Origin of the sequence: Fructobacillus sp. CRL 2054, from assembly GCF_028764065.1 — a bacterium.
Classification (GTDB): Bacteria; Bacillota; Bacilli; order Lactobacillales; family Lactobacillaceae; genus Fructobacillus.
The window spans coordinates 16,261-32,669 of the sequence record NZ_JACOFN010000013.1 but is presented as its reverse complement, the minus strand read 5'-3'; the positions used below and the strand labels follow the sequence as shown (position 1 = coordinate 32,669).

General features: G+C 40.5%; 28 protein-coding genes. 18 read left to right on the top strand and 10 right to left on the bottom strand.

Translation table 11 applies throughout. From position 1 onward, the window contains the following. Window positions 1-38 precede the first annotated feature (38 nt). Genes H7198_RS06175 through H7198_RS06165 form a run of 3 tightly spaced genes read right to left on the bottom strand, consistent with a single transcriptional unit; the run spans window position 39 to window position 1,626 of the window. Complete coding sequence (locus H7198_RS06175; protein WP_274458892.1) at window positions 39-935, bottom strand: peptidyl-prolyl cis-trans isomerase; 897 nt, start codon at window positions 933-935, stop codon at window positions 39-41. A 47-nt stretch (window positions 936-982) separates the two neighbouring features. After that, window positions 983-1,198: a hypothetical protein gene (locus tag H7198_RS06170; protein WP_274458891.1), complete on the bottom strand. Its 216-nt coding sequence runs from the start codon at window positions 1,196-1,198 to the stop codon at window positions 983-985. After that, window positions 1,198-1,626, bottom strand: coding sequence for an HIT family protein (locus H7198_RS06165; protein ID WP_274458890.1), 429 nt, complete (start codon window positions 1,624-1,626; stop codon window positions 1,198-1,200). The genes H7198_RS06170 and H7198_RS06165 overlap by 1 nt, the downstream gene beginning before the upstream one ends. A 72-nt stretch (window positions 1,627-1,698) precedes the next feature. On the opposite strand from H7198_RS06165, the gene H7198_RS06160 reads away from it, so the two are divergent. From H7198_RS06160 to trmB, 3 genes are read left to right on the top strand one after another with little or no spacing between them, the layout of a single operon-like run. Then, window positions 1,699-2,409 (top strand): ABC transporter ATP-binding protein, encoded by a 711-nt coding sequence (locus H7198_RS06160; RefSeq protein ID WP_274458889.1) that lies wholly within the window; start codon window positions 1,699-1,701, stop codon window positions 2,407-2,409. Next, window positions 2,406-3,509 (top strand): ABC transporter permease, encoded by a 1,104-nt coding sequence (locus tag H7198_RS06155; RefSeq protein WP_274458888.1) that lies wholly within the window; start codon window positions 2,406-2,408, stop codon window positions 3,507-3,509. Before H7198_RS06160 ends, H7198_RS06155 begins: the two co-directional genes overlap by 4 nt. 15 nt (window positions 3,510-3,524) lie before the next feature. Beyond that, window positions 3,525-4,184 carry a tRNA (guanosine(46)-N7)-methyltransferase TrmB gene (trmB, locus tag H7198_RS06150; protein ID WP_274458887.1) on the top strand — a complete coding sequence of 220 codons (660 nt, stop codon included), beginning with the start codon at window positions 3,525-3,527 and terminating at the stop codon, window positions 4,182-4,184. A 48-nt stretch (window positions 4,185-4,232) separates the two neighbouring features. Here the strand turns inward: trmB and H7198_RS06145 are convergent, their stop codons facing one another. From H7198_RS06145 to H7198_RS06115, 7 genes are all read right to left on the bottom strand, one after another. Next, complete coding sequence (locus H7198_RS06145; protein ID WP_274458886.1) at window positions 4,233-4,490, bottom strand: hypothetical protein; 258 nt, start codon at window positions 4,488-4,490, stop codon at window positions 4,233-4,235. Between the two features lie 606 nt (window positions 4,491-5,096). Continuing rightward, on the bottom strand, window positions 5,097-6,173 hold the full coding sequence (locus H7198_RS06140; RefSeq protein WP_274458885.1) for a site-specific integrase: 1,077 nt from the start codon (window positions 6,171-6,173) through the stop codon (window positions 5,097-5,099). An 80-nt stretch (window positions 6,174-6,253) separates the two neighbouring features. Next, window positions 6,254-6,499 (bottom strand): hypothetical protein, encoded by a 246-nt coding sequence (locus tag H7198_RS06135; RefSeq protein WP_274458884.1) that lies wholly within the window; start codon window positions 6,497-6,499, stop codon window positions 6,254-6,256. Further along, window positions 6,499-6,645, bottom strand: coding sequence for a hypothetical protein (locus tag H7198_RS06130; RefSeq protein WP_274458883.1), 147 nt, complete (start codon window positions 6,643-6,645; stop codon window positions 6,499-6,501). The genes H7198_RS06135 and H7198_RS06130 overlap by 1 nt, the downstream gene beginning before the upstream one ends. Continuing rightward, complete coding sequence (locus H7198_RS06125; protein WP_274458882.1) at window positions 6,642-7,337, bottom strand: potassium channel family protein; 696 nt, start codon at window positions 7,335-7,337, stop codon at window positions 6,642-6,644. The genes H7198_RS06130 and H7198_RS06125 overlap by 4 nt, the downstream gene beginning before the upstream one ends. A 4-nt stretch (window positions 7,338-7,341) precedes the next feature. Continuing rightward, window positions 7,342-7,749 carry an ImmA/IrrE family metallo-endopeptidase gene (locus H7198_RS06120; protein ID WP_274458881.1) on the bottom strand — a complete coding sequence of 136 codons (408 nt, stop codon included), beginning with the start codon at window positions 7,747-7,749 and terminating at the stop codon, window positions 7,342-7,344. Continuing rightward, window positions 7,749-8,111, bottom strand: a complete 363-nt coding sequence (locus H7198_RS06115) for a helix-turn-helix domain-containing protein (RefSeq protein ID WP_274458880.1) — start codon at window positions 8,109-8,111, stop codon at window positions 7,749-7,751. The genes H7198_RS06120 and H7198_RS06115 overlap by 1 nt, the downstream gene beginning before the upstream one ends. Before the next feature lie 256 nt (window positions 8,112-8,367). On the opposite strand from H7198_RS06115, the gene H7198_RS06110 reads away from it, so the two are divergent. The 15 genes from H7198_RS06110 to H7198_RS06040 all read left to right on the top strand — a co-directional run bounded on the left by H7198_RS06110 (window position 8,368) and on the right by H7198_RS06040 (window position 16,131). Further along, window positions 8,368-8,592: a hypothetical protein gene (locus tag H7198_RS06110; RefSeq protein WP_274458879.1), complete on the top strand. Its 225-nt coding sequence runs from the start codon at window positions 8,368-8,370 to the stop codon at window positions 8,590-8,592. A 229-nt stretch (window positions 8,593-8,821) separates the two neighbouring features. Then, entirely contained in the window at window positions 8,822-9,010 is a 189-nt protein-coding gene (locus H7198_RS06105) for a hypothetical protein (RefSeq protein WP_274458878.1), read from the top strand. A gap of 93 nt (window positions 9,011-9,103) precedes the next feature. After that, window positions 9,104-9,268, top strand: a complete 165-nt coding sequence (locus H7198_RS06100) for a hypothetical protein (RefSeq protein WP_274458877.1) — start codon at window positions 9,104-9,106, stop codon at window positions 9,266-9,268. A gap of 93 nt (window positions 9,269-9,361) precedes the next feature. Next, window positions 9,362-9,580: a helix-turn-helix domain-containing protein gene (locus H7198_RS06095; protein WP_274458876.1), complete on the top strand. Its 219-nt coding sequence runs from the start codon at window positions 9,362-9,364 to the stop codon at window positions 9,578-9,580. 54 nt (window positions 9,581-9,634) lie between these two features. Next, window positions 9,635-9,934, top strand: coding sequence for a VRR-NUC domain-containing protein (locus tag H7198_RS06090; protein ID WP_274458875.1), 300 nt, complete (start codon window positions 9,635-9,637; stop codon window positions 9,932-9,934). Beyond that, window positions 9,915-11,072 carry a DNA helicase gene (locus H7198_RS06085; protein ID WP_274458874.1) on the top strand — a complete coding sequence of 386 codons (1,158 nt, stop codon included), beginning with the start codon at window positions 9,915-9,917 and terminating at the stop codon, window positions 11,070-11,072. The genes H7198_RS06090 and H7198_RS06085 overlap by 20 nt, the downstream gene beginning before the upstream one ends. Next, window positions 11,073-11,486 carry a hypothetical protein gene (locus H7198_RS06080; RefSeq protein ID WP_274458873.1) on the top strand — a complete coding sequence of 138 codons (414 nt, stop codon included), beginning with the start codon at window positions 11,073-11,075 and terminating at the stop codon, window positions 11,484-11,486. Continuing rightward, complete coding sequence (locus tag H7198_RS06075) at window positions 11,476-11,889, top strand: hypothetical protein (protein WP_274458872.1); 414 nt, start codon at window positions 11,476-11,478, stop codon at window positions 11,887-11,889. The genes H7198_RS06080 and H7198_RS06075 overlap by 11 nt, the downstream gene beginning before the upstream one ends. Beyond that, window positions 11,882-12,631, top strand: coding sequence for a PD-(D/E)XK nuclease-like domain-containing protein (locus H7198_RS06070; protein WP_274458871.1), 750 nt, complete (start codon window positions 11,882-11,884; stop codon window positions 12,629-12,631). Before H7198_RS06075 ends, H7198_RS06070 begins: the two co-directional genes overlap by 8 nt. After that, the gene (locus H7198_RS06065; protein ID WP_274458870.1) at window positions 12,624-12,818 is read left to right on the top strand and encodes a hypothetical protein; all 195 of its coding nucleotides are present in this window, start codon (window positions 12,624-12,626) and stop codon (window positions 12,816-12,818) included. Before H7198_RS06070 ends, H7198_RS06065 begins: the two co-directional genes overlap by 8 nt. Next, window positions 12,811-13,023, top strand: coding sequence for a hypothetical protein (locus tag H7198_RS06060; protein WP_274458869.1), 213 nt, complete (start codon window positions 12,811-12,813; stop codon window positions 13,021-13,023). The genes H7198_RS06065 and H7198_RS06060 overlap by 8 nt, the downstream gene beginning before the upstream one ends. Before the next feature lie 3 nt (window positions 13,024-13,026). After that, a complete protein-coding gene (locus H7198_RS06055) occupies window positions 13,027-13,719 on the top strand; it encodes an AAA family ATPase (RefSeq protein ID WP_274458868.1) in 693 nt (230 codons plus the stop codon). 14 nt (window positions 13,720-13,733) lie between these two features. Then, window positions 13,734-14,210, top strand: a complete 477-nt coding sequence (locus tag H7198_RS06050) for a hypothetical protein (RefSeq protein WP_274458867.1) — start codon at window positions 13,734-13,736, stop codon at window positions 14,208-14,210. Next, window positions 14,210-14,914: a bifunctional DNA primase/polymerase gene (locus H7198_RS06045; protein WP_274458866.1), complete on the top strand. Its 705-nt coding sequence runs from the start codon at window positions 14,210-14,212 to the stop codon at window positions 14,912-14,914. Before H7198_RS06050 ends, H7198_RS06045 begins: the two co-directional genes overlap by 1 nt. Next, window positions 14,914-16,131, top strand: coding sequence for a VapE domain-containing protein (locus H7198_RS06040; RefSeq protein ID WP_274458865.1), 1,218 nt, complete (start codon window positions 14,914-14,916; stop codon window positions 16,129-16,131). Before H7198_RS06045 ends, H7198_RS06040 begins: the two co-directional genes overlap by 1 nt. Window positions 16,132-16,409 lie beyond the last annotated feature (278 nt).

Here is a 16,409-nt window from a genome sequence, read left to right as displayed (position 1 = left end):
TCGATTAAGACAATCGAACCGCTTTTTATTTTGTTGCATTAACTTGCAGTGTAGTAGCCAGAAAGGGCAGATTTCAAATCAGAATCCTTCACATTGACATTGGCCTTCTTGAGCAACTTACCAATGATCTTCTTCATGGCATCCTGGTTGTTGGTATCGTTGATGAAGTCGTTGGTTAACTTGTCCTTCAACTTCTGTTCAACCTTTGATTGCGCTGGCTTGTCGGCCATTGAATCGGTACGGACAACGTAGTAAGTTCCGTTAGAACCCTTAACAGGTGCGGAAGAGTAAACGCCATTGTCCTGGTTGAAGGCGGCCTTTCGAATCTCTGAATCAACGTTGGTGTTGGTTGAATCAAAGGCGGCCATTTGACCAGTTCCAGAAACTGCTGAGTTAGTCTGTGAGTACTGCTTGTAGACGTCATCCCATGATTCGCCAGAATCCAAGGCATCGATGGCGGCTTGGGCGTCATCTTCGCTCTTAGCAGTGATCAAAGAAATCTTAGTGTCGGGTACGTAGTTCTCGTAGGCTTCCTTTAACTTATCTGATGAAATCGTGTAGTTGGCCTTAACGGCAGCTTGCATGACTTGCTTATCACGGAGTGATTGCTTGTACTGCTTTTCGGTCATGCCAGACTGTGAAAGGTACTGCTTAAACTTGCTGTCACCGTACTGGGCACGAAGTGTATTGTACTGTGTGTTAACAGATGAAGTAGTGACTTCCTTACCGTACTTCTTGTCCAAGACCTTGTTGATGACCATCTGAGCAAAGACTTGGCGTCCAGCAGAAGATTGCTTGACTTCATCGTAGTATTCAGACTGTGTGATTTTTCCGTTATCGGTCGTTACCAAAGTCTTGCTTCCACTAACAGCTAAGTAGGTTAGTCCTGAAACAAAGACAAGGGCAATGACCACCCAGATTACTTTACGAAACATGTGGGTCGGTCCTTTCTTATTTATGATAATTCAAAGAGTATTTTGAATTACTTCTTGTGCTTAGCTAAAGTCTCGTTGATACGATCAATTTGAGCTTGGTTCTTAAAGGTAAAACGTTTTACATCCCGTTGAATGTCTGCGACGTCTTTTTTGCTACCTTCTACTGCTTTTTTGAGGACAGCCGTTTGAAATTTGGCACGTTTTTGAAGGGTGTTAATTTCCTTAAAACGGGCAATCATGCGCTTCATTCCTGTCATTGCCATTAAGATAACGCTTTCTTGATATCATCTGCGATTTCTTGATAACGGGCTTCTGTGTATTCAGAAGAGTGATCAATGGTTGGAGCAAGCGTATCGTTCAAGTTGTCATCGTCGTAGCGGGGAATCAAGTGCCAGTGTGAGTGGATAACGGTTTGACCAGCTGAGACACCGTTGTTGGAACAGATGTTCATTCCCGTAATCTTAGGGTTGGTTGCACGGATGGCACGGGCTAACTTTGGTAAAGTCAAAAGGACGTGTTCTGCCGTTTCTTCGTCGTAATCAAAGATGTTGTCAACGTGGTTCTTTGGCACCAAGAGTGTGTGCCCTGGGGTAACTTGTGAAATGTCCAAAAAGGCCAAAACGTATTCATCCTCGTAGACCTTGTAGGATGGAATCTCACCTGCAATAATCTTGTCAAAAATATCTGCCATTAGAAGAACTCCTTTATCGTTTTTTCTACTTATTATTATATCAAAGCGAAGGGGGCCTGGTATAATAAAGACATGGGATTAGAAATAAAGAACCTTTCTGCCGGCTATGCAGGCCAGGCAGTTGTTAAAAATTTAACCTTCTCAGTTGAATCGGGACAGATTGTGGCCTTGATTGGTCTAAACGGTGCCGGGAAGTCTACGACTCTAAAACAGGTGATTGGATTAAAGCAGCCCTTAGCCGGTTCGCTGGTGCTTGACGGACAGACTTTGACAGAAAATCCAGCTTCTTATAAAGAAAACTTGGCTTATATTCCAGAACAACCCGTTCTTTATGATGAGCTAACCTTGGACGAACACCTACACCTTGTTTTGGCAGCTCATCGGCAAGACGATGCTTCGCACTGGGATAAGGTCCAGGAATTATTGGCACTTTTCCGTTTGGACGGCAAGGGGCACTGGCTTCCTCAGCATTTTTCGAAAGGGATGAAACAGAAGGTCATGCTAGTGGCGGCCTTTGCACTGGATACGCCTTTATTGGTAATTGATGAGCCCTTCCTTGGATTGGATGTCTTAGCTCAAAAGCAGCTGATTGATTTGATGAAAGAAAAGGCTATCAAGGGGACGGCGGTTTTGCTGACGACGCATTTGCTAGCGCAAGCGGCTGACTATGTTGATGATTTTGCACTTCTGGAAGACGGGGAAATGACCTACTTCGGTACCCCTGAGAAATTAGCCGAATCACGTCATTTAACAGTTGATCGTTTGGATGATTTGTTCTCATGAGTCAAGAAAAACAAAAAATTCAATTAAGGAATCTTTATTCGATTCGGGCCGAGCAAAAGCAAATCGAAACAAAGCGTTACCTGAAGCTTTTGTTCAACGACCACTTTCTGGTTTTCTTGATGATTGCCTTTGGTGCGCTTGTCTTGGCTTACCGTAATTTACATGGTCACACCTTAGCACTTTTTGGAACTGCTGTTACTGCTTGGCAGTTGTTGGCTCTTGTTTTTCTTGTTAGTGGACTTTTTTTAGGACATTTACAGACTAATCTAAAGCCAGCAGACCGGATTTTCCTGCTTGGGGCGGACCAGTACTTAATTAAGGACTATTTGCCTAAAGCCTACCGACAATCTCTCTTCGTTGGAAGCAGCATTCAGCTGATATTCTTTCTTTTGGCCCTACCGATTTTGAAAGAAACGGGCCTAGAGAATGGTTGGATTATTTTGGTTCTCTTGGTAGTGTTGACCATTAAGTATGGCCAGCTTCGGTTCGAGTATTCTCAAGTTCGCTTTAATCCTTCTAAACAGGAACCAACAGTCAATTGGGAATGGGCAATCAGTCAGGCAGAACGAATGAGTAACCGTCGTTACCGTTTCTTTGCACTTTTTGCTCAGGTTCCAGGACAGGGTGTTGTGATCAAGCGACGGGCTTACCTCGACCCAGTGCTGAAAAAAGTACCGTTTTCAAAGCATCCGATGAAGGCGCTGGCAATGCGACAGTTGATTCGAAACCAATCGGCTTTAAATTTGATTGTTCGTCAGTTTCTATTGGTCGCTGTTTTACTGTATACTATACGGAATCAGGCCTGGTATTTGCAGGCTGCTTTGATTGTCGCTTTTCTATACATTGCAAACCGTCAACTATGGCCGGTCTTTGACCAGTCAGAACGTGTTTTGTGGAATAGCTTGCTATCCGCCAACTTGGCTGATAGAAGGCGAAGTTTCAATGGGGCGGTTCAGACTTTCTTAATGTCCTTTGCCATCCTGCTTATTATTTTAATTAGCATTTTTTCTGGGATTCAGGCAGGGGGAGTAGCCTTACTTTCAACCCTGTTGATGCTTCTTATCTTTCAATCACAAACAACATCTAAAAAAACAAAATAGTTTAGGAGATTCATTATGCATTTACGTTCAAAACCATGGGCAAAGCCTTGGCTTGAGGAACATACAGACCTTGTTATCGACCAGACCCGTGCCCAAGAACAAAAGGGTCACTGGCAGGAACTGTTCGATAAGGAACAGCCAATCCACGTTGAAATTGGTTCTGGTAAGGGACAGTTTATTCTTGGGATGGCCTTGGCTCACCCTGAAATCAACTACATCGGAATGGAAATTCAAGAGACTGCCGTGGCTATTGCCGCTCGTAAGTCCTTTGACCAAGTGGGTATCTTGCCTAACTTGCGCTACCTTTATGGAAACGGTTCTGGTGTTGAAACATACTTTGAGAAGGCCGAAATCCAAAAGATTTACTTGAACTTCTCTGATCCATGGCCAAAGACCCGTCATGAAGCACGTCGTTTGACTTATAAGTCATTCTTGGCCTCTTATAAGGCCGTGTTGCCTGATGGTGGTGAAGTAGAATTTAAGACGGACAACCGTCACTTATTTGAATATTCACTGGTTTCATTCATGAACTTTGGTATGCGTTGGACAGCCGAAGACTACACGATGGACTTGCATGCCGACGCTGATAAAGTCGAAGGCAATGTAAAGACCGAATACGAGGAAAAGTTCCTGGCAAAGGGTCAGCCAATCTATAAGATTAAGGCACACTTTTAATTGAAAAAAAGCACCGCTCATTTGATTTGAGCGGTGTTTTTCTTTGACTTAGTCTTCTTCGCGTAAAAAGTTACGGGTGTTTCGGAAACCGTCAATGGCAAGCTTTGCTGATAGTTGATCAGGGAAACGTTGAACGTGAACGTTGACAATATCAGAATTGGCAAAGAGCTCGACACGGTGGACGAGATAGTGGGGGCTGGAAACACCGAGTGAAAGAGAAATCACGTCGCCAATTTGTGGACGAACTGGGAGTGAAATCTCTGTTTCAATACGGGCCGAAGCGACAATAAAGTTATATTTAACCATTAGAAAGCCTTTCAAATATAGGTTGTGTTTGATTATCTTTTAAGTGGGTTGATTCTAAAAGAATTAGACACCTCCATTGTATTGATTTGGTGTGAAAATGCAAATGAAGGATAGAAAATTGAGGGAGTTTTATTTAATAGGAAACAGTCAAAGAATCGAACTATTCCATCCAGTTCAGAATAAAAAAAGCGGTCACTGATTTCATCGGTCGACTATGATAGAATTTAAACTGTTCCTATTTCTGTTTCGGAACGTTGTTTATTACAGGCTCGTCAATTGTGACGGGTCTTTTTTGTGTCTAAAAAATAGATAAAGAACTTCCATAAGAAAACACCCTAGCCTTAATCGGTTGGGGTGCTTTTTTTGTTTATAAAATACTGTAAAAATACTGTAAATACCTATTAAATGCTGATACATCAGTACATTCAATGCGCTGAGGGGGCATTTTTAGTATATTTGCTACAAATGTTGATATATCGCTGTTTGTGGAGCTAATACGCTGCAAACGTTAATATAAAAGGGCTTAAATACACTGTTATTGTGTAATGTTTTGTCATGTTTTGAAACGTTTTGAACATTTATTTTCTACCGTTTGCTACAAATTTGCTACAACTTATTCAAATTATTCAAATTATTCATTACACGCTGATTTTCGGCCTTTCGTTTATCTTCCAAAAGGTGGGCGTAAATACCTAGCGTAATATTCACGTTAGCATGTCCTAGACGCTCGGAAACGTATTGGACGGATATATTATGCGCAAGTAAATAACTAGCGTGTGTGTGTCTTAGAGCGTGAAATGTGACTTGCTTTGAATCATCTTTCTTCAAATAGTTAGCCAATGTTTTATTGCAGGCATTGTTAGTCGGTGGGAAACCATCTTGACCCTCAAAAACAAACCGTTTTCCAAATCGCCACTTTTTGAACAAATCTACTAATTCATCTGGAATATAGATTGTACGAACTGAACCAGTTGTTTTAGTTGGCTTAAACTGATGGACGACCATGTCCCATGTTTTTTCGATGGATATTGTCTGTTCTTTTAGATCAACATCATCTGGTGTTAGTCCAGCTATTTCAGCATAACGCATCCCCGTGTAACAAGCCGTCACAATCATTCGTGATGAAACACCTTGTCCAGCTTTTGCACGGGCCAATAGTTTCTTTAATTCCTTACTTTCAAGAAATTTCATGTCAGCTGATTTGCTTTTTTTCATACCACTAATGTAGACGTTACGTGAAAAATCACGGGTAATATACTCCTCATCCATGGCATAGCGACAAAACTCCGAGATGATGTTTTTAACACGCTTAGTTGATACCTTAACGTGGGTTTTAGCATAGTTGTTCAATAACTCTTGAAAATCTGAACTTCGGACATCTTCAATTGGTTTGTTGGGCCATTCGCGTTCTACTATTTTTAAAACTGCCTCAAACCATTTTTTAGTTGCACGGGCGACTTTTGGTTCTTTAAAGACTTCGTACCACTTCTTCATAGTGGGGTAGAAGAGTAGTTTTTTCTTGTTAAAAACACCCTTAGCCTTAGCTACTTCGTTTTCATTAGCCCATTGTTCGGCCTCTTTTTTAGTTGGAAAACCAGACTTCGTTTTCTTGCGGTATTGTCCATTTAACTTTATCGAAACACTTGCTGTCCAACTGTTAGAACGTTTGTATATACTAGCCATTTTGATTATTCACTTTCATACTTTTTTATATTGATTTATTAAGTTCAGTAAAAATGGGTTTAACAAAAAAGCCTGTCGGCTTAGTCGTTAGATTCTTCTTTTTTAATATTGTTTTGGGCCTCATCACTTAGTCCAAAATACAAAAGAACAGCGAAGATTGTGTACAAAATCAATGTGATTATCCAATGATCTAACACAAAATCAATAATCATAAAGATACCTGTAGCCAATAATAGCCATGGTATCCAAGTAAATATTTTATAACTCGCCCAGAACATGAAATAAATACCACCAAAGGCAATAAATAAGAAACCAAGCAATACCATTAGTTACTTCCTTTCTTAGCCGTCTGACCGCCCTTGTAGTTGACACTGCTAGGGTCATTAGCATCAATAATGTGTAGCCCGATAATAGCCACATATACAATTACTGAAATAGCGATAAGCCATTTTTGTTTGCTGTTCATTTTCATTTGGATAACATCCTTTCAATTCTGTCTAATTTTTCGTCCATTTTGTTTAAGCGTTCTTTTAATTCGGTGTCAGATTCTTCTGATTGCTGTTGCGTGAAAAAGGAAGTCACAGTACTTGTTATTGTTCCAATTAAACCAATACCCACAAACATTAGCACTACGGCGATGCCACGCCCTAATTCAGTAGTGGGGGATATATCTCCATATCCAACAGTCGTGGCGGTCACGATAGCCCACCAGAGCGAATTAGCATAACTAATATTTTCAGCCAGTGAATATACACCAGCAGAAATCAGAATCAGAACAACCGCAAAACTCATCAAATAAATAAAGCCATTTGTGTTGATGAACTTAGCTAAATTCCTTTTAAATCGTCCAGCAAATCCGACAATACGGACAAAGCGCAATAACTTTAGCAATCGAATAGTTCTAGCAATCCGGAACATCGAAAACATTGAATCAAAGGGGATGATTGCTAGTAAATCAAAAATGTTCGATTTAAAGAACTTCCACTTGTTATCAGATTTAGTAAATCGTGCGATGTAATCAACCCAAAAGAATATAAGGATAAACTTATCAATTAAGAAATAAGGTTCTTTACTAATTGATATTAATCCGCCTATATCTAATCCAGCTAGAGCAACCGAAACAATAGCAAATGTGAAAACTGCTGCATAATAAAGTTGCTTCATTTAATCACGCTAACTGTTTGAAAGTTTCAGAAACATAACCATCAAGCCAAGCCGGAACCTTGTAACATTCCATGAATGAAAGTGGAGAAGCTGGTTTCTTTATTTTCATCAATAAAGAAATAGCATGTTTATGTGCTTGTAATTCTTCACCACGTTTTCCAAATTCACTAAAATGATAAACGCTTTGTGCGCTTGGGTCGCCATACAAGATATGGCTGATTTCGTGTGCTAAACGGAATGGGTACGCTACTCGGTTATAATTACGATTCATAAAAACCGAACGCATAATAACGATGGATGTATCAGATGTGGTTGGGTCTAAATCAAAAATATCTAAAATTGTAATATCATTCTCCCAAGCTAAGTTATTTAGCGCTTGAATAACATCTTCAATTTCGTAGGTTTTTTCCATTAATTGATTTTTCCTTTCTTTCCTTGCTGGCGTTGATCCATAACATATTGCGCGTATTGCAAAAGCTTTTGACGGTCCTCGTCGGGAATTTCCATTCCATTAAAGGCAAGAATAACGTTTTCGTCCAATATGTCAGTGGTCTTGTTATCAGAATCAAACTTATTCATATCTGTTGTGCGACCTAATAAGTAATCAGTCGATACATTTAGGACATCAGCAACTTTCTGTAAGTTTTCAGCTTTTGGGCTACTTCTATCCCATGAATAAATAGAATTTTCGCCTAATCCGGCCTTTACGGCGACCTCTTTTAAAGAAATTCCCCTTAATTTGGAAATTCTTTTAGCGTTGTCTAACAGCGTCATATCAATGTTTCTCGCTTTCTTAGACAATATTTATCTGAAAGTTTGATGATTTAATGTTGACAGTTATTAAACTATCAGATAATATATGTCTTGTAAGTTATTTACGCAAACAAAAAACAGTTAAAACAAAAGTTGTCTTGGCGGGCGTCTAATGTAATAGCTAACTTGTTTTGTGTTGCTTTTGTTTAGAATTATAGTACTAAACTTTCAGAAAGTAAAGTTAAACTTACAAACTTTTATAGAAAGGAGAAACCATATGTCTGTTCAAGAAGCAAAGACAGTTTTGGAAGAAGCACGATTCAAGTTTCAATTCTACCTAAAACAAAAAGGTATGAAGCCGGATATGCTAGCGCCAGTAATTGGCCGTTCAACTACTTATGTTCGTCAATTATTGTCTGGTGCGGCAAGTGGCCCTGCAGCTCGCGAGCATCTGAAAAAGTTGTTTGATTTTACCGGATACCACGGTGAAATTTGGTTTTAAGGAGTGATTATGAATCGCAAATTCGACATCACCAAGCACTACACGCAGGCCGAAATAATGAAAACTTTGGAAATCAAGTCGTATGCCACATTTAGACGACATTTCAAAAGCAGACGAGATTTTCCAAAGCCGATTATGGATAGTAAGACCCACCCGTTATGGGACGGGTTAGCTTTGCATAATTACTTCTTTAAAAAGGCCAATAAGTACGCATAGAAAGGACAAGTAAATGAACGACATCATGATTAGTAATTATTTAGTAGTTGGAACGTGTTTGATCGCAGCAACTATTGGACTAGTTATTTTCATCAAAAAAGCGCTCAAGCCATCTTGGACCTACAACGATGTAAAGTGTGATGCGATGAATAACGATTTGCACGAATTGTTGCAAAAAGAAAAAGCCCACTTCGCAAAGTGAGCTAGGGCATAAATATTCCACTACAAATATTTATGTTTCCATTCTAACACGAAAGGGAGCAAGAACATGTATTACCGATTATTAACGATAACCATGGAAGGTGTCGTTATGGACACGTTCGTGGCGGACGACAAAGACAACCTGTTCAAGCAGTTTGAAGATGCTAAAGCAGACGGTCGTCTAAAGCCATATTATCGTGCGCATCTGGAAGAAATCAGAGTGTTCGATGCGACCGACAAATTGAAAGGGGATGCGTAATGCCAGATATTGAAAATCACATGGTAACGGAACAGGACGAGTTGAATGCCAAAGGTATTGGATACATCGATGAGTGCTGTGTGGGGGATGAAGATGAGTGAAATTGGTAAGCGCATTAAAGCGTTACGTGAAAAAGAGGGCGTGACCCAGCGTCAAATGGCTCATCATTCTAACTTGTCACAAGGCACTATCGGGAACATTGAGGCCGGCATATCACTTCCGAATTATTACACGCTAATTGATTTTGCGGATTATTTTCAAGTGTCACTGGACGACTTGGTTGGGAGGAATCCATGGAGTATCAACATTTAAGTCAGATTTTAGACAACGGAAGTGTGGCAGATAGCTACACATTGGAGGCGTTCGATGAAGCCTGAACAACGTTTACAGTCACAAATCACGGCTTATCTACGCCAGAATGACCATTTTATCAACAAGACCCAAGCAGGGCCGGGTACTGACATTGGCACGCCAGACATTATCACGATTGATAAGCACGGCCGATTCTTAGGGCTGGAGATTAAAAGGCCAGACGGTAAGGGAACAGTTTCGGTCGAGCAGAAAGCGGTTGGTAATCAAATTAAACGCAACGGTGGCCGATGGGAAGTGATTGACAGCATGACCAAATTTTTGGAGGTTATGACAGATGTCGAACAGCTATTTTAGCCTTTACGATGCACAAGCCAAGCAGGTTGCTAAGTCAAAACCTAATTACTATTACGTTATGAAAATGGGAACTGGAAAAACCGTTGTTGGTCTTAGCCACGTTATGAAACACTTCCCATTATCAGATGTGATAGTTATAGCGCCACGGCAGGTTGTTAAATCGAAGTCGTGGAAAAAAGATGCGGACTTAGTTGGCTTTAAAAACGGTCTGCAAGTGATTACCACAGACGGAGTGAAGAAGTTAAACAATGCCGATGTTGTCGGTAAGGTTTTGATTGTCGATGAAGCTCACAAGTTTAAGAACACTTCGGCACGATCAAAGAAATTACTTACACTACTCAAGTGTTGTACAGGATTTGTGTTCTTGTCTGGAACACCTAGCAATGGTAAATGGGATGATTTCGAAATGTACGCCTTGTACTTCGGACACGTCAAGAACAAGAAACAATTTAAGGACTTGTACAAGATAGCCGAAACACCTTACTGGTCAAAATTTCCTATCTGGAAAGTTGGTAAGAATACCGAGCAATTGGGGAAGTGGTTTAAGACCATCTCATCTGATGTGGTCACATTGGACGATATAGCCGAACTGCCACCAGTAGTTGAAAACACAGTTACATTTGAGCCAGACCGAGATTATCGCAAGACGAAAATGTCTTACAAAAAGGACGACAAGATTATCTTCCCTAATCCGTCTGCTCGCCGTGTTTATCAACGACAGAACCAGAATAACAAAGCCAAGGTCGAATGGCTGGACAGTGTAAAGGAAGAATACGCGCAAGATAAAACAATTATCTTCTACACCTATAACGTTGAACTGGAACTACTGGACGAGGCGTTGAAAGACTACGATGTTGGACATGTCAACGGGTCAGAATTTAACGCGACTGGCGACTTTATTCTCATCCAGATGTCGGCTGGTTCAGGGATGACTTTGAACGACTACAAGCACGCCATTTGGTGGTCCTTGCCAGACAGTTTCATCGACTTTGACCAGTCTAAATATCGTAACTACCGAATTGGACAAGACAGCAAAGTGACCCGTGATTACTTAGTAGTCAACAGAACAATTGATGATGCCATTCTAGCATCGCTAATGGCTAAGCAAGATTTTAATGAAGAAAGGTTTGAGGATTAGATGGAAAAAATTACAGAAGAACAATACCAGTCTATTATTGAAAGTTTTACTTTTTCGAACTATAAAAATATCACTGAAAAAGGATGGAAACTCGAAAGTAAATTCAAAAGCTATATCAACGAAGATTTATCTATTGATGAAATAGAAAAAATAAGCAACAGATTGGCTATGGCTGTTGCTAATCCACTTACCTGTGAATGGGCGCATGAACAATTTGTTGAGAAAGAAAAGATATACAAGTGGAAATATAAAAAGCAAGACAGTGATGGGGATGAGTATCGATTGTCTAATAATTTTGGTGTAATAGCTCTTAATTGCACAATATTTGGTAGTCCTTTCACTGAAAAAGAAGTGATTGATGCAGGGTATAACCCAGATATGTTTGAACGCATCGAGGTAGACAATGATAAGTGAAAAAGATTTTTTTGAAATTATCGACGCCTTTGAAAAAGCAAATGAAGAAACCGGAAATGGTTTGATAGACGTTGAAACCGTCTGCAATTTCAAAGCCAGATTATATGGAAACTATCTATTCTCACGCGACTGGCAAAAGATTCTTGCAATAGCTAACCCGCTGACTAGGAGTTGGGCATACGAAGAATATATAAAGAAAGACAAAAAATTTTATTGGTGGTACAAGCAATTAGATGATGATGGTGAAAGTTGGTATTTAACTAATAAATACGGAATTATCACAACATCTTGTTCAGGTGACTTTTACGGTGAAAATCAAAAAGCACCATTGACTGAAAAAGAAGTATATCTGGCAGGTTATAACCCACATAAGTTCCGTAAGGAAGAGGTAGACAATGACTGACCAAATACACATGTCACCAACTCGGGCGTTCAAGTTTAGCAAAAACCCATTGCGAGCCTATCAAGACTACATCGGTCAAATCGACTGGTGGGAGGGAAGTAAGGATGCTGTCCTATTCGGGACTCTTGTTCACAACGTAGCCGAGGGGATGGACTTATTAACAGGTCTGTCTGATGAAGAAAAGGACTTACTCATCAGTAAAACTGGCAAGACCAAGGGCCAACTAAAAAAGCAGTATCAAGATGCCGAGATTATCGGGAAGCACTTGCGTGACTACGCTAGCCAATTTGGTCAAGCAGAATACGAAGTACCTTTCGATGAAGAAAGCGAAACTGGTAACGGTATTCAATTCACTGCCACTGGTCGAGCGGATATGCTGACTGAAAATGCAGTATTCGATTTCAAAACAGTAGCGCCAATGGACTTTAATCATTTCCGAGAAAATGATTATCAGTATTTTAGGGACAATCGTCAAGAAGAGTATAAAAAACAAATTGCTTGGTACGCTTTTATCTTTGAAAAGGAAGAAGCACATCTATTATATGTAGCAAAAAACCCTGACAAGCCATTCATCTACGATTACAAAATGGATAGTGATGAGATTAAGCGCTATGCCGATGAGATGGGTGATGAGATTGAACAGGCAGTGAACTACATTAACGACCCAGACAACATTCCAGCCGTGAATGATGGGAGCAAATGGGCGTTTGGCTATTTCGGGGGTGTGATTACAAATGATTAACTACATTTACTTAACACGTGACCAGAAACGAATGGTCGAGCAGTCAGTTGATCTAAACGCTTTGCAAATCAAGATGTTCAAGGCGGGATATAACCCAGATATTGATAGCGAGTTATTCCATGCGATGAAGAAAGCGTATGAGTACCCAGAGCTAATCAGAGTGAAGTTGGGAGCGGATGATGAGTGACAATAAATTATTCCTAAGCGCCACGTTTGTTGACGGGAAAGTTAAAAATATCAGTAACGTGAAAAACTTTGAAATCGAAAATGGATTACTTATTTTTGAACATAACGTTGAATATGCAGATGATGAAATTATTTTGATTAGAGAATATTTCAATCTGAATGAATTGAAGAATTTTCATTTTTCACGAACACAAAAGAAAGGATAATGAATGATTACGATTAAAAAGCCAAGTGGCAACATTCAACTAAAAAGCCCATTGCCAACTAAGATGATTGTGTCTGGTGAAGCAATGGCAGGTAAGACAACTTTTGTCGGGAAGTTTCCAACACCGTTCTTCCTATCATTTGACGGTAACGCCATTAAGGAGGGTCGCGATGGTGTAGACCTACGTGGAGCATTCGATTACCAAGATGTGATTAACGCCATCCCAGAAATCGTTAAGGCAGGTTACAAGACTATTGTCGTTGACACGATTGAAGATATGCTAGACGGTATTGAACGCGGTGTGGCGAATGGTGGGTCGATTACGGACATGACCAACTCATTTAACGGTTGGGCCAAGCTCAACGGACGATTTAAGAAGTTGGTAACAGCCATTGATGATAGCAAGTTGATTACCGTTTTCATCGCTCGTACAACCATTGATGCAGACGGGAACATCAAGTCCGATGCCCGTGAGAAGAATTACTCATGGCTAAAAGGTCGTATTGATGGGGAGATTTTTATCAACAAAGACCACACAGCCGAATGGCGTGCGCATCGTGGCTACTGGAAACAAGACGAATTGCCAGACCACTTGAAAGATGTTGCTGACCCAGAACGTGAGGGACAGGAACGCAAGGAAGCAGCACTTAAACGACGTGAAGAAATTTTAAAGCAAGCAGCAGAAAAGAAGAATTAAGAGGAGATTAACCAATGACTAACTATAATGATATTTTCAAGCAAGCCGCACAAGTGACTAATGAAACAGTTATCAAGGAGGGTGGCTTTGAACCAGTCAAGGAGGGAACTTATGAATTGACCATTACTGATGTTCGCTTTGATCCGTTCAAGAAAGGTCACTCATTCTCAGTTGACTACGAAACGAACGATGGCCAGCAAGGTGGCGAGATTTTCTCAATCAACACAAAGGACGCATCTGGTGTTGATGTTAAGGAAAGTCGTTTGGTCAACAATGTGAACCGTTTGAACGCCTTGATTGTTGCGGTTGAAATGGCCGGTATCTTGACCGAATCTGATTTCATGCAAGGGGATGAAAAAGTGTCCGAAGCATTACTACCAATCGTTGACTTGAAGTTCTATTCAACTGTTACCCACCGCACTTACGAAAAGCAAGACGGTTCCGAGGGTATCAACGTCAACTTCACTCACGAAAAGAACCCAATTGACTAATGAAAAAAATAGAGGCAATTAACGTTTTAAATAAAGGCTATCGCATTACACCGGTCGTCGATAAAAAGCCAATTTTGCCTTTTGCAACAGTTGAGTGTGACAAGAAGTGGGTCTTGCGAAACTGGAAGCCAAACTATGACATTGCCATTGTCTGTGGTGGTGACGATTGGTTCGCTGTCGATTTCGATAATAAAGACGTCTACGAAAAACTAGCGCCATTAGTTGTCGGTGGTCACATTGAACAGTCAAAACGTGGTTATCACGCTTATTTCAAACAGCCAGATGAACCACTGACACAAAAAATCGGACTAGTTCACGATGTGGACATTAAGGCCAGTAAAAATAACTATGTCGTTATCCATTCCGAATTGCCAGAATTGGACGACCTACCCGATGCAGGGGATGAGTTGTTAGCCTTTATTGAAAACACCGAACCAGAACACAAGCAGACGATGAGCAGTGATGGCGAAATCAATTTCTTGCATCAGCCATTGTTTGATGTAATTAAGAACGGTTGGGGAGAAGTTGGCACGCACGATGATACTATCAAGGATTACATCTGGTTATTACTAATGACCGGTGTTAGTCCAGAAACGGTCTTACACATGGTCTTACTGGCCGATGCCATGACTCCTACATCAACTTACAAAAAGGAAGAATTAGCCAAGAAAGTCGATTACGCATGGCAGAAATGGAGTAGTTAATGAAATCAGTTGAAATAGCAGAATTGATTAAGAAAACTGGTCTTGATTTCGCCATGGATGAATTTTCCGGAAAAGTGATTAACCGGAAACGACAACTTATCCAGAATATCTGGGTTGAAGAGGGGCCAATCACTGACCCGTTATTCTCAACCTTACAGATGCACTTGGAACGCAAGTACGACAAGCCGTTTTCGATTAACAAGATTCGAGAAGCACTCAACATGATAGCTGTTGAAGAGAAGTTCAACGAACCAGCTAAGCGCTTTGATAGCTATGAGAAGAAGTGGGATGGCGTTCATCGATTAGACACGCTTGGAACAGTTTTCTTCGGAAACCCAAACGCTAACGAGGCCATTCGATTGATGTTGCTGTATATGGTTGCAGGTGCTTATGGGGCCACAGTCAACTGGCAATACACGTTAGACTTTATCGGCCGTCAAGGAACTGGTAAGACCCAATTCTTGAAGAAAATCGGTGGTGAGTATTACACGGATCAGATAACGTCGTTCCGTGACAAAGACAGTCTGGAAGTGATGTCTGGCAGCTTACTAGTCAACGATGATGAAATGTTGGTTTCATCTGGTAAGTCAGCGATTGAGTTTAAGAAGTTTGTTTCATCAACCAAGCTGACATTTCGTGCATCATATGGCTATGTATCGCAGACGCACCGCAGGCGTTTCGTTATCGCAAGAACGACTAACGATTTTAGTTACATTAAGGACTTAACTGGTAATCGTCGTATCGTGCCGATTATCGTCTATGAAAACGAACGAAAACGACACCCAGCTTCTATCACTGAACTGGAAGCGGAAAAGATTATTGGCGAAGCAGTCCACGAATACGACTGGGACGAGTTAATGGGTGAATCACGCAAGTTTGATAGACAAATTGGCGAAGTGATGGCCGAAACAATTGAAGAGCTATCAAGCGATGGTGATTTTGTCGACCGAGTTCGGAAGTTCGTTGAGTTGCAAAACGAGTCCTTTACGAAAAAGGAAGTCTTGCAGTTCTTAACATCGAACGACCCGAACTTGCTAGAAGGTAACTCGGTACGTTTCTTGAATAAGAAAATCGTTGATGTTTTATCGTCAATGGGCTATCGAGAACGGGTTACAAAACGAAACGGCAAGTCAATTCGTGTAATGGTCGACGACAACGCTAAAACCGTTGATACGACTAAGGCGAAAGAGATTTTTAGCAGTCTACAGAAACAGTAGATAAATTGTAGAAAAGGTCGAAAAAGCTACAAAACTATTCTTGTTATTCTTAAAAGTACAAACTAATTACCAACTGAACTTGTAGAAAGTGTAGAAAACAAACCGCATTAGAATGGGAAAGCTACAATTTAAAAAAAATTTGTAGCTTTTCTGTAGACGGTTCAAACCGTTGCGGTTCTAAGGCTAGTTTCTACTCTTCTACAAGTTACAAGTAAATATATATATATATATATATATTTTATATAGGTATAGGGGTATATATACGGAATATGTGCGAA